We start from the raw sequence: 14,753 nt of genomic DNA, 5'->3' as shown, positions 1-14,753 counted from the left end.
ACAGCCCCGGTACCGCCCAACCAGGGCTTTTACCGGGGCTGTTGCGGAGCGCGGGGGCTAGGGGGTGTCGGTCAGGCTGGTGACCAGTTCGTCGGCGGCCGCGTACGGGTCGAGCTCGCCGTCGACGATGCGCTGGGCGAGCGCGTCCAGGCGCTGGTCGCCGTGGAGGGAGCCGATGCGTTCGCGCAGGGCGGTCACCGCGATGGTCTCGACCTCGCGGGCCGCGCGGGCCCTGCGGCGCTCCGCGAGGACGCCGTGCTCGGCCATCCACGCGTGGTGCTTCTCCAGCGCCTCCACGACCTCGTCGATGCCTTCGGCGCGGGCCGCCACCGTCTTGACGATGGGCGGCCGCCAGTCGCCGGGGCCGCGTGATTCGCCGAGGCCCAGCATGTGGTTGAGTTCGCGGGCCGTGGCGTCCGCGCCGTCCCGGTCCGCCTTGTTGACGACGTACACGTCGCCGATTTCGAGGATGCCGGCCTTGGCCGCCTGGATGCCGTCGCCCATGCCGGGCGCGAGCAGCACCACCGAGGTGTCGGCCTGCGAGGCGATCTCCACCTCGGACTGACCCACGCCCACCGTCTCGACGAGGATCACCTCGCACCCCGCCGCGTCCAGGACGCGGATCGCCTGGGGCGCGGACCAGGCGAGGCCGCCGAGGTGGCCTCGGGTCGCCATCGAGCGGATGTAGACACCGGGGTCGGAGGCGTGGTCGGACATCCGGACCCGGTCGCCGAGCAGGGCGCCGCCCGAGAACGGCGAGGACGGGTCGACGGCGAGGACACCGACCCGCTTCCCCGCCCTGCGGTAGGCGGTGACCAGCGCGGAGGTGGAGGTCGACTTGCCGACACCGGGCGAGCCGGTGAGGCCCACGACGTACGCGTTGCCCGCGAGCGGGGCCAGCGCCGCCATCACCTCGCGCAGCTGCGGGGAGGCCCCCTCGACCAGCGAGATCAGCCGGGCGACGGCCCTGGGCCGGCCTTCCCGTGCCTGGGCCACCAGTTCGGGGACGTCCACCATTGCCGCTCCGTTCAGTCGCGTACGCACCGCAGGGTCAGGAATCGCTTCCGGGTTACTTGCCCGGCACGCGCACGATCAGAGCGTCGCCCTGGCCGCCGCCGCCGCACAGGGCCGCGGCGCCCACACCGCCGCCGCGGCGCTTCAGCTCCAGGGCGAGGTGCAGGACCACGCGGGCGCCGGACATGCCGATGGGGTGGCCGAGCGCGATGGCGCCGCCGTTCACGTTCACCTTTTCCGGGGAGACCCCGAGGTCCTTCATTGACTGCGCGGCGACCGCGCCGAAGGCCTCGTTGATCTCGATCAGGTCGAGGTCCTCGACCGTGATGCCCTCCTTGCCGACCGCGTGCTTGATCGCGTTCGACGGCTGCGACTGGAGCGAGCTGTCGGGGCCCGCCACGTTCCCGTGGGCGCCGATCTCGGCGATCCACTCCAGGCCCAGTTCCTCGGCCTTGGCCTTCGACATCACGACGACCGCGGCGGCGCCGTCGGAGATCTGCGAGGCGGTGCCGGCCGTGATCGTGCCGTCCTTGGTGAAGGCGGGGCGCAGCTTGGCGAGCGTCTCCACGGTCGTGTCGGCGCGGATGCCCTCGTCCTTGGCGAACAGGACCGGGTCGCCCTTGCGCTGCGGGATCTCGACCGGGGTGATCTCGGCCTCGAAGATGCCGTTCTTCTGGGCGGCCGCGGCGCGCTGGTGGGAGGCGGCGGCGATCTCGTCCTGCTCGGCGCGGGTGATGCCGAGGCGGGTGTTGTGCCGCTCGGTCGCCTCTCCCATGGGGATGTTCTCGAAGGAGTCGGTCAGACCGTCGTACGCCATCGAGTCGAGCATCTCGATCGCGCCGTACTTGAAGCCCTCGCGGGACTTCGGCAGCACGTGCGGGGCGTTGGTCATGGACTCCTGGCCGCCGGCGACCACGATGTCGAACTCGCCGGCGCGGATCAGCTGGTCGGCCAGCGCGATGGCGTCGAGACCCGAGAGGCACACCTTGTTGACGGTGAGCGCGGGCACGTTCATGGGGATGCCGGCCTTCACGGCGGCCTGGCGGGCCGGGATCTGGCCGGCGCCGGCGGTGAGCACCTGGCCCATGATCACGTACTGCACCTGGTCCCCGCCGATGCCGGCCCGGTCCAGGGCCGCCTTGATGGCGAAGCCGCCGAGGTCGGCGCCGGAGAAGGACTTGAGGGAGCCGAGCAGGCGGCCCATGGGCGTACGGGCGCCCGCGACGATCACTGAGGTGGTACCGGTCGTTCCAGACATGAGGCACGGCCCTTAGGGAGATGTGAACGAGGGTTTACTTGGAGCGTACTGAGCGGTACCTCCCCACGTCATCGGGCAGCCGGTGTGATGGCGCGCACGTTGCGTAACCACTCCGGGAACGCTGCACTGAGTCCATGCTGACGCGAATCGACCACATCGGAATCGCCTGTCTCGACCTCGACAAGACCGTCGAGTTCTACCGTGCCACCTATGGCTTCGAGGTGTTCCACACCGAGGTCAACGAGGAGCAGGGCGTACGGGAGGCCATGCTCAAGATCAACGAGACCTCGGACGGCGGGGCCTCCTACCTCCAGCTTCTGGAGCCCACCCGCGAGGACTCCGCGGTCGGCAAGTGGCTCGCCAAGAACGGCGAGGGCGTCCACCACATCGCCTTCGGCACCGGCGACGTCACCGCGGACTCCGAGGCCATCCGGGACAAGGGCGTGCGGGTCCTGTACGACCAGCCGCGCACCGGTTCGATGGGCTCGCAGATCACCTTCCTGCACCCCAAGGACTGCCACGGCGTGCTCACCGAACTCGTCACGTCCGCCCCTCAGGACCGCACGGACACCGCCGCCCACTGAGTCCGCACAGATGGAGGCCCGTCCTCCGGATACTCGGCCCGGTACAGTGGGCGGTTCCGGGCCGGGGTCGGGTCGGGGCCTGAGACCCACGCCCCTGTTTTGATCTGACACCATTCACCGGGGGCCCCGTCCGTCGTGTGCGGTCGGACGGTGCTCGTACGGGCAGTGTTCGCGACCAGGGGACGGATGGGACCGCGCAGTGCGGGGCTACGAACGCCAGGAGACCCAGAGCCACCGGCCTGACGACCACCTCTCGCGGTTCGAGGCCGAGATGGAGCGGCTGAAGACCGAGCGGGAGAAGGCCGTTCAGCACGCCGAGGATCTCGGTTACCAGGTCGAAGTGCTGCGCGCCAAGCTCCACGAGGCGCGCCGCAATCTCGCGACCCGTCCCGCCTACGACACGGCGAACGTCGGCTACCAGGCCGAACAGCTGCTCCGTAACGCCCAGATGCAGGCCGAGCAGCTGCGCACGGACGCCGAGCGCGAGCTGCGTGACGCCCGCGCCCAGACCCAGCGCATCCTTCAGGAGCACGCCGAGCACCAGGCGCGGCTGCAGGCGGAGTTGCACGCCGAGGCCGTCAACCGCCGTCAGCGCCTCGACCAGGAGCTGGCCGAGCGCCGGGCCACCGTCGAGTCGCACGTCAACGAGAACGTGGCGTGGGCCGAGCAACTGCGGGCCCGTACCGAGGCGCAGGCCCGCCGCCTCATGGAGGAGTCTCGCGCCGAGGCCGAGCAGTCGCTCGCCGCGGCCCGCGCGGAGGCCACCCGGATCGCCGAGGAGGCCCGCCAACGGCTGGGCTCGGAGGCCGAGTCGGCGCGCGCCGAGGCCGAGGCGACGCTGCTTCGTGCCCGCAAGGACGCCGAGCGGCTCCTGAACGCGGCCTCCACGCAGGCCCAGGAGGCCACCTCCCACGCCGAGCAGCTGCGTACGACCACGGCCGCCGAGGCCGCCCAGGCGCGCCAGCAGGCGGCCGAGCTGAGCCGTGCGGCCGAGCAGCGGATGCAGGAGGCGGAGGCCGCGCTGCGTGAGGCGCGCGCCGAGGCCGAGCGGGCGGTCACCGAGGCGAAGGAGGCCGCGGCCAAGCAGGTCGCGAGCGCCGAGTCCGCCAACGAGCAGCGCACCCGCACCGCGAAGACCGAGATCGCGCGGCTTGTCGCGGAGGCCACCAAGGAGTCCGAGACCCTCAAGGCCGAGGCCGAGCAGGCGCTCGCGGACGCGAAGGCGGAGGCCGAGCGGCTGCGCACCGAGGCCGCCGAAACGGCGCGCACCAGCGCCGCCGAGGACACCGCGGCCCAGCTCGCCAAGGCCGCCCGTACCGCCGAAGAGGTCCTGACCAAGGCGTCCGATGACGCCCGGGAGACCACCCGCAAGGCGTCCGAGGAGGCCGAGCGGATCCGCCGCGAGGCCGACGCCGAGGCGGAGCGGCTGCGCGGGGAGGCCGCCGAGCAGGCCGACGAGCTCAAGGGCGCGGCCAAGGACGACACCAAGGAGTACCGGGCCAAGACGGTCGAGCTGCAGGAGGAGGCCCGCCGGCTGCGCGGCGAGGCCGAGCAGCTGCGCGCCGAGGCGGTCGCCGAGGGCGAGCGGATCCGGGGCGAGGCGCGCCGCGAGGCGGTCCAGCAGATCGAGGAGGCGGCGAAGACCGCCGAGGAGCTGCTCGCCAAGGCCAAGGCCGACGCCGAAGAGCTGCGCACCACCGCGGGCGCAGAGTCCGAGCGGGTACGGGGCGAAGCGGTCGAGCGGGCCAACACGCTGCGCAAGCAGGCCGAGGAGACCCTGGAGCGTACGCGCGCCGAGGCCGAGCGGATGCGTGCGGAGTCCGAGGAGCAGGCGGAGCAGACCACCGCGGAGGCCGAGGCGGCCGCCGTCCGGCTGCGCGAGGAGACCGAGCGGGCGATAGCGGCCCGTCAGGCCGAGGCCGCCGAGGAGTTGGCCCGGCTGCACACCGAGGCCGAGCAGCGCCACACCGCCGCCGAGCAGGCCCTCACCGACGCCCGCGCCGAGGGCGAGCGGATCCGGCGCGAGGCCGCCGAGGAGACCGAACGGATCCGCACCGAGGCCGCCGAGCGCATCCGTACGCTCCAGGCGCAGGCCGAGCAGGAGGCGGAGCGGCTGCGCACCGAGGCCGCGTCCGACGCGTCGAGCGCCCGGGCGGAGGCGGAGAACGCCGCGGCGCGGATGCGCGCGGAGGCGACCGCCGAGGCCGAGCGGCTCAAGTCCGAGGCGCAGGAGAGCGCCGACCGGATGCGCGCGGAGGCCGCGGCCGCCGCCGAACGGGTCGCCGCCGAGGCCGCGGAGGCCCTCGCCGCCGCCCAGGAGGAGGCCGTGCGGCGCCGCCGCGAGGCCGAGGAGACGCTGGGCTCGGCGCGCGCCGAGGCCGACTCCGAGCGCGCTCAGGCGCGTGAACAGAGCGAGGAGCTGCTCGCCTCGGCCCGCAAGCGGGTCGAGGAGGCGCAGACCGAGGCGCAGCGGCTCGGCGAGGAAGCCGACCGGCGCGCCACCGAGCTGGTGTCGACGGCCGAGCAGACCGCCAAGGACGTACGGGACTCCGTGGCCGGGCTCCGCGAGGAGGCCGAGCAGGAGATCGCCGGGCTGCGCAGCGCCGCCGAGCACGCGGCGGAGCGCACCACGACCGAGGCGCAGGAGGAGGCCGACCGGGTCCGCGCCGACGCGCACGCCGAGCGGGAGCGCGCGAGCGAGGACGCCGGCCGGGTCCGGGCCCGCGCCCAGGAGGAGTCCGAGGCCGCCAAGGCGCTGGCCGAGCGGACCGTCACGGATGCCATGGCCGAGGCGGAGAAGGCCCGTTCGGACGCGGCCGAGTACGCGCAGCGCATGCGCACCGAGGCCTCCGACGCGCTCGCCTCGTCCGAGCAGGACGCGGCCCGCACCCGGGCCGAGGCCCGCGAGGACGCCAACCGGATCCGCTCCGACGCCGCGAGCCAGGCCGACCGTCTGGTCAGCGAGGCGACGGCGGAGGCCGAGCGGCTCGCCGCCGAGTCCACGGCCGAGGCGGAGCGCCTTGTCACCGAGGCCCGGCAGGTACGGGTCGAGGGGCAGGCCGAGGCCGACGCGCTGCGCGCCGAGGCGCGCGAGGAGGCCGAGCGGGTCACCGCCGCCGCCCTCGCCGAGGCCGAGCAGGCCACGACGGCCGCCCGTGAGGAGGCCGAGCGCGTCACCAGCAAGGCGCACACGGACGCCGAGCGCACCACCAACGAGGCCAATGCGTATGCCGAGTTGGTCACCACCGAGGCGCGTTCCGACGCGGGCTCCACGCTCGGCGCGGCCAACGCCGAGGCCGAGCAGACCATAAGCGAGGCCCGTGCCGAGGCCGAGCGGCTGCTCGACGAGGCGCGCGCCGCCGCCGACAAGCGGCGCTCCGACGCGGCCACCCAGGCCGACCAGCTCATCGCGGAGGCGAGCGGCGAGGCCGAGCGGCTGCGCGCGGAGGCCGCCGACACGGTGGGCTCCGCCCAGCAGGCCGCCGAGCGGATCCGCGCCGAGGCCGAGAAGAACCGTGCCCGCGCCGACGAGGCCGCCGAGAAGACGCGTACCGAGGCCCGCGAGGAGGCGGACCGGCTGCTCGACGAGGCCCGTACCGCCGCGGCCAAGCGGCGCTCGGACGCAGCCCAGCAGGCCGACCAGCTCATCAACAAGGCTCAGGAGGAGGCGCTGCGCGCCGCCACCGAGGCCGAGGAACAGGCCGACACGATGGTCGGCGCGGCCCGCAAGGAGGCCGAGCGGATCGTCGCGGAGTCGACGGTCGAGGGCAACTCCCTGGTGGAGAAGGCCCGTACGGACGCCGATGAGCTGCTCGCCGGCGCCCGCGCGGACGCCACCGCCATAAGGGAGCGCACCGAGGAGGTGCGTGTCCGTACCGAGGCGGAGATCGAGGAGCTGCACGAGCGGGCCCGCCGCGAGAGCGCCGAGCAGATGAAGACGGCGGGCGAGCGCGTCGACAAGCTGGTGAAGGCCGCGACCGAGCAGACCGCCGAGGCGGAGGCCAAGGCCAAGTCGCTGGTGGAGGACGCCGATTCCGAGGCGCACAAGGTGCGTATCGCCGCGGTGAAGAAGGCCGAGGCGCTCCTCAAGGAGGCTGAGACCAAGAAGGCCGAGCTGATCCGCGAGGCGACCGCGCTGCGCGACGAGGCGGCGGCGGAGGCGCGCCGCACGGTCGAGGAGGGCAAGCGTGAACTCGACGTCCTCGTGCGGCGCCGGCAGGACATCAATGCGGAGATCTCCCGTGTCCAGGACGTACTTGAGGCGTTGGAATCATTCGAGGCGCCGGCCGCGGGCGGCAAATCCGGGTCGGGCGGCGGTTCTTCCACCGGCGTCAAGGCAGGTGCGGCGGCCGGGGCGACACGTTCGAGTGGCAAGTCTTCGGAGGGCTAGCCACTCAAAAGGCTGGACATTCTCCAGATCAAACGGGCATCCGCTCGATGACACGCCGCTTGGGCCCCTAGGATTCCCCCTATCACCTCACCGGTCTCATTCGACAGGAACCCCATGAGCGACACTTCCTCCCCCTTCGGCTTCGAGCTCGTGCGGCGTGGTTACGACCGCGGTCAGGTGGATGACCGCATTACCAAGCTCGTCGCCGACCGTGACAGTGCTCTGGCACGGATCACTTCTCTGGAAAAGCGCATCGAGGAGCTCCACCTCGAAACGCAGAACGCCCAGGCCCAGGTGAACGACGCGGAGCCGTCGTACGCGGGTCTTGGCGCGCGGGTCGAAAAGATCCTGCGGCTCGCCGAGGAAGAGGCGAAGGACCTGCGCGAGGAGGCCCGCCGCGCCGCCGAGCAGCACCGCGAGCTCGCCGAGTCCGCCGCGCAGCAGGTGCGCAACGACGCCGAGTCGTTCGCCTCCGAGCGCAAGGCGAAGGCCGAGGACGAGGGCGTACGGATCGTCGAGAAGGCGAAGGGTGACGCCTCCACGCTCCGTTCCGAGGCGCAGAAGGACGCGCAGTCCAAGCGCGAGGAGGCGGACGCCCTCTTCGAGGAGACCCGCGCCAAGGCCGCCCAGGCCGCTGCCGACTTCGAGACCAACCTCGCCAAGCGCCGCGAGCAGTCCGAGCGCGACCTGGCGTCGCGTCAGGCCAAGGCCGAGAAGCGTCTCGCGGAGATCGAGCACCGCGCGGAGCAGCTGCGCCTGGAGGCCGAGAAGCTGCGTACGGACGCGGAGCGCCGGGCGCGCCAGACGGTGGAGACGGCGCAGCGCCAGGCCGAGGACATCGTGGCCGACGCCAACGCCAAGGCCGACCGCATCCGTTCGGAATCCGAGCGCGAGCTCGCGGCCCTCACCAACCGCCGCGACTCCATCAACGCGCAGCTCACCAACGTCCGCGAGATGCTGGCGACGCTGACCGGTGCGGCCGTGGCCGCCGCCGGTTCCCCGGTCGACGACGAGCCCGCCTCGCGCGGCGTTCCGGCGCAGCAGACCCGCTAGTCACCGCAGCCCTTCCCCCGTGGGCTGCGGAAGAAATCCGCGAAGCCCCCTGCCATTCCGGTGGCGGGGGGCTTTGTCGACGTCTAGCGTAGCCGCATGATCGAGCTAGAGGGTCTCACCAAGCGCTACGGCAACAAGGTCGCCGTCGACCAGCTGTCCTTCCAGGTCAGACCGGGAGTGGTGACCGGCTTTCTGGGACCCAACGGAGCCGGCAAGTCGACCACGATGCGCATGCTGCTCGATCTGGACAACCCCACCAGCGGAACCGTACGCATCGACGGCAAGCACTACCGCGAGCTGGCCGAGCCGCTGAAGTACATCGGGGCGCTGCTCGACGCCAAGGCGATGCACGGCGGCCGTACCGCGTACAACAACCTGCTGTGCCTGGCCCAGTCGAACCGGATCCCGGCGTCCCGGGTCTCCGAGGTCCTCGACACGGTGGGCCTGACGGCGGTGGCGAAGAAGAAGGCTAAGGGGTTCTCGCTCGGCATGGGGCAGCGGCTGGGAATCGCCTCCGCGCTCCTCGGCGACCCCGAGATCCTGATGTTCGACGAACCCGTCAATGGTCTGGACCCCGAGGGAATTCACTGGATCCGCAATCTGATGAAGCAGCTCGCGAGTGAAGGGCGGACGATCTTCGTTTCGTCTCACCTGATGAGCGAAATGGCCCTCACGGCTGATCACTTGATCGTCATTGGGCAGGGCCGACTGCTCGCCGATACATCGATGGCGGATTTCATCCGGCAGAACTCACGGAGTTTCGTACGGCTGCGTTCCCCGCAGTGGGAACGGCTCATCGAGGTGTTGCAGCAGGCGGGCATCGCGTACACGCAGACCGGTGACGGCGCCGTCGAAATCGACAACGGCAGGATCGAGGCGCTCGGTGAACTGGCCGCGCAGCACCAGCTCGTGCTGCACGAACTCTCGGGCCAGCAGGCCTCCCTGGAAGAGGCGTTCATGCAGATGACGGCGGGTTCGGTGGAGTACCACGCGCACGGCGCGACCACACCGGGCGGCCCGCCCGCGGCGCCGCCGGCATGGGGCAGCGGGCAACCCGCCCCGAACTGGGGCGCGGGCGAGCAGGGCAAGGGGGTCTGAGCCATGGCGTCGGTACCCGCGGTCCTCAAGTCCGAGTGGACCAAGATCCGTACGGTCTCCTCCACCACGTGGACGCTGGCCTGTGCCCTGATCGTCACGGTCGCGATCGGCGCGGCGCTCTGCGCCCTGATGAAGTCGCAGTTCGACGACCTCAAGCCGGCCGAGAAGCTGACCTTCGACCCGACGTTCATCAGCTTCTCCGGGATGATCCTCGGTCAGCTGGCGATGGTCGTCTTCGGTGTCCTCGTCGTCGGCACCGAGTACAGCTCGGGCATGATCCGCTCCTCGCTCGCCGCCGTGCCGCGGCGCGCGACCTTCCTCTTCTCGAAGGTCACGGTGGCCACCGTGCTCGCGCTCATCGTGGGCATGATCACCAGCTTCCTGTCCTTCTTCCTCGGCCAGGCGCTGCTCGGCTCGCACAAGACCACCATCGGCGAGCCCAACGTGCTGCGCGCGGTCTTCGGCGCCGGGCTCTACATGGCGCTGATCGCGCTGTTCTCGATGGGCGTGGCGACGATGCTGCGCAGCTCCATGCTGTCCCTCGGGATCCTGATGCCGTTCTTCTTCCTGATCTCGCAGATCCTCTCCGCGGTGCCGGGCGCCAAGAACGTGGCCCGCTACTTCCCGGACCGGGCCGGTTCGCAGATCATGCAGGTCGTGCCGGACGCCATGAACAGCGATCCCGCACCGTACGGGCCCTGGGGCGGGATGGGCATCATGGTGCTGTGGGTGATCGCGGCGCTCGCGGGCGGCTACCTCGTCCTGAGGAAGCGGGACGCCTGAGCCGGCCGGGGGGATCGGGGGCGTCCTGAGGAAGCAGGACGCCTGAGCCCTGGACGAGCGGGAGCCCAAGCCGCCAGGGGCGTGACCAGAGATCACGACTTAGCCGGAACCGTCAAGGCCTGGATAAGCTCCTCACTCATACGGGGGCATGCCGGCCGCGCGCCGGACACCGCCCCGACGACCCAAACCGTCGATGGGGCTGGAGAATGATCGAGGCAGTCGGCCTGACGAAGCGCTACGGCGCCAAGACAGCCGTGCACAACCTTTCCTTTCACGTGCGGCCGGGTGCGGTCACCGGTTTCCTGGGGCCCAACGGCTCCGGGAAGTCCACCACCATGCGCATGATCCTCGGCCTCGACCAGCCGACCGCGGGCCGCGTCACCATCGGCGGCCACCCCTTCGGTGACCTGCCCAACGCGCCCCGCCAGGTCGGCGCGCTGCTCGACGCCAAGGCGGTGCACGGCGGCCGCAGCGCCCGCAATCACCTGCTCTCGCTCGCCCAGCTCTCCGGCATCCCGGCCCGCAGGGTCGACGAGGTGCTCGGGGTCGTCGGCCTCCAGGACGTCGCCAAGCGGCGCTCCAAGGGGTTCTCGCTCGGCATGGGCCAGCGGCTCGGCATCGCCGCCGCGCTCCTCGGCGACCCGAAGGTGCTGCTCTTCGACGAGCCGGTCAACGGTCTCGACCCCGAGGGCATCCTGTGGGTGCGCAACCTGATGAAGATGCTCGCCGCCGAGGGCCGCACCGTGTTCGTCTCCTCGCACCTGATGAGCGAGATGGCGCTGACCGCCGACCACCTCATCGTGATCGGCCGCGGGCAGCTCCTCGCAGACATGAGCGTCACCGACTTCATCTCGCACAACTCCGCGGACTTCGCCCGGGTCCGCACCCCGGCGACGGATCCCGCGCAGCGCGAGAAGCTCTCCTCCGCGCTGACCGAGGCCGGCGGCCAGGTGCTCCCCGAGCCGGACGGCGCGCTGCGCGTGACCGGGCTCCCGCTGCCCCGCATCAGCGATGTGGCGCACGAGGCGGACGTACGCCTGTGGGAGCTCTCCCCGCACCAGGCCTCCCTCGAAGAGGCGTACATGCGGATGACGCAGGGCGCGGTCGACTACCGCTCGACCACCGACCAGAAGGCCGGCCTGCAACCCGTGATGGCGCCGGGGTACGCGCCGCCGCCCCAGGCGATCCCCGAGGTGCCGCAGCAGGACTGGTACGCCCCGCCGCCGCCCGGCCAGAACCCGTACGCGGGCGCGCCGCAGGCGCCGGTGACGATGGCGCAGCCGCCCGTCCAGCAGGCGTCCCGGCCCGCCGCTCCCCCGGTTCCGCAGGCTCCGGCCGCCCCTGCCGCCCCGACGACGTCCGAGGACGACCGATGAGCACCCCATACCAGCAGCAGCACCAGCAGCCGCCCCTCCAGCACGCGCAGGGGGGCCCGCTCGGCACGTACACCTCGCCGATCGCCGTGCGGCAGGCCACGTTCAAGGACGCGCTCGCATCCGAGTGGACGAAGATCCGCTCGGTGCGCTCGACCCTGTGGACCCTGGGCGTGCTGATCGTGCTGATGCTCGGCATCGGACTGCTCGTCGCCGTCCTGGTCCGGGCCCACAGCAACGGGGGCTCGGACACCACTCCGGTCCTGGTGTTCGGTGCCTTCGGCGTGATCCTCGGCTCGCTCTGTGTGATCACCCTCGGGGTGCTGACCATCAGCTCCGAGTACGGCACCGGCATGATCCGTACGACGTTCACGGCCTGCCCGAGCCGGGGCCGGATCCTTGCCGCGAAGTCGGTCGTCTTCTTCCTGCTGTCGTTCGTCGTGGTGACGGTCGATGCCGCGCTGGTCGCCATCGTGCAGAACGCGATGGTGCCGCACGACACGGCGCCGACCGGCGGGGAGTGGCTGCGGGCGACCGTCGGCATCGGCGCCTACACCGCGATGCTGGGTCTGCTGTCGCTCGCGATGGGCGCGCTGATCCGGCACTCCGCCGGCGCGATCACGATCATGATCGGCCTGGTGCTGCTCCCCCTGGTCCTCGCCATGTTCATGTACACCGAGTCACTGAGCGGCGTGCGGAACTTTCTCATGAACTACTCGGTGCCCAGCCAGCTGATCGCCTTCTACGGCTCCGCGGCCTCGGGACCGGGCGCGGGGCCCTCCGGCTGGGACTCGCTGTGGATCATCACCGGGGTCACCGGCGTCGCCCTGGCCGGCGCGTACCTCACGCTCAAGAAGCGCGACGTATAAGGCCGTTCAGTACCTGGGCGCGTTCCTGGACCGCTGCACCCGCGTGGTGCGGCGGTCCTTCGCGTTCCAGCAGGCCTTGTGCCAGTGCCGGCGCTCGTCCACGCCCCCGTACTCGGGCCAGGCGACCAAGTGCGGCGCGCCGGAGGGGATTTCCTGGTCGCAGCCGGGACAGCGGTACCGCTTGCCCGCGGCGCTCGCGCCCGCCACATGCCGGACCGACCACTCCTCGCCCTGCCACGACTCGGTGCCCTGGAGGCCGAAGCGGTCACCGCTCGGCCGACTGTCGGACTCGGTCGGCTTCTCGCCGCCCTTGGGGCGGTTGCGGCGCGGGGACACGTAGACACCTCATGGGGCGGGCGGACGTTTCTCTCCAGCCTAGGCCCACGCGGTCGGGGTACCCGTCCGGGGAGGGAGCGCCACCGTCACCCGTTCGAGGGACTCTTAGCGGACAATCGCAAAAAGTTGGCGCCTGGCCGTGCCCTTGGCACTTGTCAGACGTTCTTGCCAGTAAGAGGGGGAGAGCCGCGTCGGCCGCAAGGAGGCACAAGGCGATGCGTGTGGGCACTTTTGTACTGGCAGCCCAGTTTCCGGGCCAGGGGCAGGGAGAAACGCTCCATCGAGCGGTCAGGTCCGCCGAGGTCGCCGAGGAGGCCGGGCTCGACACGGTCTGGCTGGCCGAACACCACTTCGTACCGTACGGCGTGTGTCCGTCCGCCGTGACGCTTGCGGCGCTGTTGCTCGGGCGGACCCGGCGGATCAGGGTCGGCACCGCGGTCAGCGTGCTGCCGAGCGGGCACCCGGTGGCGCTCGGCGAGCAGGCCGCGCTGCTGCACCTCACCTCGGGCGGTCGGTTCACCCTCGGCGTGGGGCGTGGCGGGCCCTGGGTGGACCTCGAAGTCTTCGGCTCCGGACTCGCGGCGTACGAGCAGGGCTTCCCGGAGTCGCTCGATCTGCTGCTGCGCTGGCTGCGCGAGCCCCGCGTCGGCGCGCAGGGGGAACGATTCACCTTCCGCGAGGTCTCGGTCGTGCCGCGCCCGGCGGAGATCCTGGACGGCGGCCCCGACGACGCCTGCCCGGAGGTGATCGTGGCCTGTACGTCCCCGAAGAGCGTGAAGCTCGCCGCGGAGCGCGGGCTCGCGATGCTGCTCGGGATGCACTGCGGCGATGAGGAGAAGGCGGAGATGGTCGCACTGTGGCGCAGGGAGGCCCTCGCCGCGGGCCATACGCCGGAGCGGGTGGCGGGCGCGGGCCATGTGTCGGCCGGGGTCGCCCAGATCGCCGACCGCAGGGCCGACGCCGCCGAGACGCTTCTGAAGTCCATGCCGGGCTGGCTGAAGCAGGGGCTCGACGCCCATGTGACGGTCGACGGCCGCCACCGCGCGATGCGCGACCCGGTCGCGTACACCGAATTCCTCTGCGGCATCCACCCGGTGGGCACGCCCCGGCAAGCCGCGGACCGGCTGGCCGCCACATCCGAGCGCACCGGCATCACCCGCTTCGCGCTGCTCGTCGAGGGCTCGGGCGACCTGGCCGCCACCGAGGAGAACGTAGGGAGGCTGGGCACGGAGGTGCTGCCTCTGCTGACCTGAGGCGTCCCGAGGCGTACCGAGGCGCCCTGAGACGTCCTGAGGCATACCGTACGGGCCCGGGCGGCCCGCCAGGGCAACGGGCCACCGCCCCGCGTCAGTTGCACCTCCCGCGACGCGGAGCGGCGGCGAAGCCGTCAGCAGTCCCGAAGCTCCGGAGACTGGTTGAGCAACTGACCCCTGATCGAGGTGAAGCGGGCGAGCCGCTCATCGGACGAGGGGTCCAGAGGGAACACCGCGACACGGTGGCAGTTCTGGAACGCCAGGCGGACACCGAAGTGCCGCTGGAGCGCACCGCGTATGGCGTCACTCGCAAGAGCACGCAGCAGCTGACCGCGCGCCTGCTCGTCCGGCGGGGGCGTCTGGTTGTCGGCGAAGGCTCCGCCGTCGACCTTCAGCTGGGCCACCAGAGAGCTGATCATCTCCCATGCGTAGGGCAGGGAGGTCCGGACGCAGTCGACGAAGGCGGCTTCGTCGACCTCGCCTCGCTCGGCCTGTTCGAGTAGGGCCGGTGAGACGTCGAGCGACATGGTTTCTCCTCTCGCGACCCCGGGGAGCGGGGCCTTACGGGCAGGGAAAGGGAGCATGACGGCCGTCTCTTTCGACAACGCAGCGTGCGCGGCCGACAACCTCCCGCTTCCACGGTAGGCGCGAAGTCGGGCCCATGGCAGGTACTTGGCACATAACCGGCCAATAACGAACAGTGCACTCCAGGGCGAATCGCGTTCCCCGGGGGGAGTCGAGT

12 protein-coding genes are annotated in these 14,753 nt (G+C 71.6%); 8 read left to right on the top strand and 4 right to left on the bottom strand.

The window, feature by feature from the left end; translation table 11 throughout:
* Window positions 1–57: 57 nt before the first annotated feature.
* Both meaB and AB0D31_RS06050 read right to left on the bottom strand, forming a co-directional pair.
* Window positions 58–1,017: a methylmalonyl Co-A mutase-associated GTPase MeaB gene (gene meaB, locus AB0D31_RS06055; protein ID WP_362717629.1), complete on the bottom strand. Its 960-nt coding sequence runs from the start codon at window positions 1,015–1,017 to the stop codon at window positions 58–60.
* Between the two features lie 52 nt (window positions 1,018–1,069).
* A complete protein-coding gene (locus AB0D31_RS06050) occupies window positions 1,070–2,272 on the bottom strand; it encodes an acetyl-CoA C-acetyltransferase (RefSeq protein WP_362717626.1) in 1,203 nt (400 codons plus the stop codon).
* Window positions 2,273–2,406: 134 nt separating this feature from the next.
* Here AB0D31_RS06050 and mce point away from each other — a divergent pair, with 134 nt between their 5' ends.
* The 7 genes from mce (at window position 2,407) to AB0D31_RS06015 (ending at window position 12,422) form a co-directional block, all read left to right on the top strand.
* A complete protein-coding gene (mce, locus tag AB0D31_RS06045; protein ID WP_362717623.1) occupies window positions 2,407–2,856 on the top strand; it encodes a methylmalonyl-CoA epimerase in 450 nt (149 codons plus the stop codon).
* 199 nt (window positions 2,857–3,055) lie between these two features.
* A complete protein-coding gene (scy, locus tag AB0D31_RS06040; RefSeq protein WP_362717621.1) occupies window positions 3,056–7,246 on the top strand; it encodes a polarized growth protein Scy in 4,191 nt (1,396 codons plus the stop codon).
* A gap of 114 nt (window positions 7,247–7,360) precedes the next feature.
* The gene (locus AB0D31_RS06035) at window positions 7,361–8,299 is read left to right on the top strand and encodes a cellulose-binding protein (protein ID WP_362717618.1); all 939 of its coding nucleotides are present in this window, start codon (window positions 7,361–7,363) and stop codon (window positions 8,297–8,299) included.
* Between the two features lie 96 nt (window positions 8,300–8,395).
* A complete protein-coding gene (locus AB0D31_RS06030) occupies window positions 8,396–9,397 on the top strand; it encodes an ATP-binding cassette domain-containing protein (protein ID WP_362717615.1) in 1,002 nt (333 codons plus the stop codon).
* A gap of 3 nt (window positions 9,398–9,400) precedes the next feature.
* Window positions 9,401–10,180, top strand: a complete 780-nt coding sequence (locus AB0D31_RS06025; RefSeq protein WP_362717612.1) for an ABC transporter permease — start codon at window positions 9,401–9,403, stop codon at window positions 10,178–10,180.
* Window positions 10,181–10,386: 206 nt separating this feature from the next.
* Window positions 10,387–11,556: an ATP-binding cassette domain-containing protein gene (locus AB0D31_RS06020; protein WP_362717609.1), complete on the top strand. Its 1,170-nt coding sequence runs from the start codon at window positions 10,387–10,389 to the stop codon at window positions 11,554–11,556.
* Complete coding sequence (locus AB0D31_RS06015; RefSeq protein WP_362717606.1) at window positions 11,553–12,422, top strand: ABC transporter permease; 870 nt, start codon at window positions 11,553–11,555, stop codon at window positions 12,420–12,422. Before AB0D31_RS06020 ends, AB0D31_RS06015 begins: the two co-directional genes overlap by 4 nt.
* Before the next feature lie 6 nt (window positions 12,423–12,428).
* Here AB0D31_RS06015 and AB0D31_RS06010 read toward each other — a convergent pair whose 3' ends face one another.
* A complete protein-coding gene (locus AB0D31_RS06010) occupies window positions 12,429–12,758 on the bottom strand; it encodes an ATP/GTP-binding protein (protein ID WP_362717603.1) in 330 nt (109 codons plus the stop codon).
* Window positions 12,759–12,973: 215 nt separating this feature from the next.
* On the opposite strand from AB0D31_RS06010, the gene AB0D31_RS06005 reads away from it, so the two are divergent.
* Window positions 12,974–14,011, top strand: a complete 1,038-nt coding sequence (locus AB0D31_RS06005) for an LLM class flavin-dependent oxidoreductase (protein WP_362717600.1) — start codon at window positions 12,974–12,976, stop codon at window positions 14,009–14,011.
* A 134-nt stretch (window positions 14,012–14,145) separates the two neighbouring features.
* Here the strand turns inward: AB0D31_RS06005 and AB0D31_RS06000 are convergent, their stop codons facing one another.
* Window positions 14,146–14,538 carry an SCO5389 family protein gene (locus AB0D31_RS06000; protein WP_100577461.1) on the bottom strand — a complete coding sequence of 131 codons (393 nt, stop codon included), beginning with the start codon at window positions 14,536–14,538 and terminating at the stop codon, window positions 14,146–14,148.
* Between the last annotated feature and the right edge of the window lie 215 nt (window positions 14,539–14,753).

The organism is Streptomyces sp. NPDC048361, from assembly GCF_040651795.1.
Lineage (GTDB): Bacteria > Actinomycetota > Actinomycetes > Streptomycetales > Streptomycetaceae > Streptomyces.
Note: the sequence above shows the minus strand (reverse complement) of the source record. Positions and strands in the feature narration are given on the sequence as shown.

Bases quoted from the DNA above. Each gene is read 5' to 3' on its own strand.
- meaB (WP_362717629.1), bottom strand. From the start codon at position 1,017: ATGGTGGACGTCCCCGAACTGGTGGCCCAGGCACGGGAAGGCCGGCCC.
- AB0D31_RS06050 (WP_362717626.1), bottom strand. From the start codon at position 2,272: ATGTCTGGAACGACCGGTACCACCTCAGTGATCGTCGCGGGCGCCCGT.
- mce (WP_362717623.1), top strand. From the start codon at position 2,407: ATGCTGACGCGAATCGACCACATCGGAATCGCCTGTCTCGACCTCGAC.
- AB0D31_RS06035 (WP_362717618.1), top strand. From the start codon at position 7,361: ATGAGCGACACTTCCTCCCCCTTCGGCTTCGAGCTCGTGCGGCGTGGT.
- AB0D31_RS06030 (WP_362717615.1), top strand. From the start codon at position 8,396: ATGATCGAGCTAGAGGGTCTCACCAAGCGCTACGGCAACAAGGTCGCC.
- AB0D31_RS06025 (WP_362717612.1), top strand. From the start codon at position 9,401: ATGGCGTCGGTACCCGCGGTCCTCAAGTCCGAGTGGACCAAGATCCGT.
- AB0D31_RS06020 (WP_362717609.1), top strand. From the start codon at position 10,387: ATGATCGAGGCAGTCGGCCTGACGAAGCGCTACGGCGCCAAGACAGCC.
- AB0D31_RS06015 (WP_362717606.1), top strand. From the start codon at position 11,553: ATGAGCACCCCATACCAGCAGCAGCACCAGCAGCCGCCCCTCCAGCAC.
- AB0D31_RS06005 (WP_362717600.1), top strand. From the start codon at position 12,974: ATGCGTGTGGGCACTTTTGTACTGGCAGCCCAGTTTCCGGGCCAGGGG.
- AB0D31_RS06000 (WP_100577461.1), bottom strand. From the start codon at position 14,538: ATGTCGCTCGACGTCTCACCGGCCCTACTCGAACAGGCCGAGCGAGGC.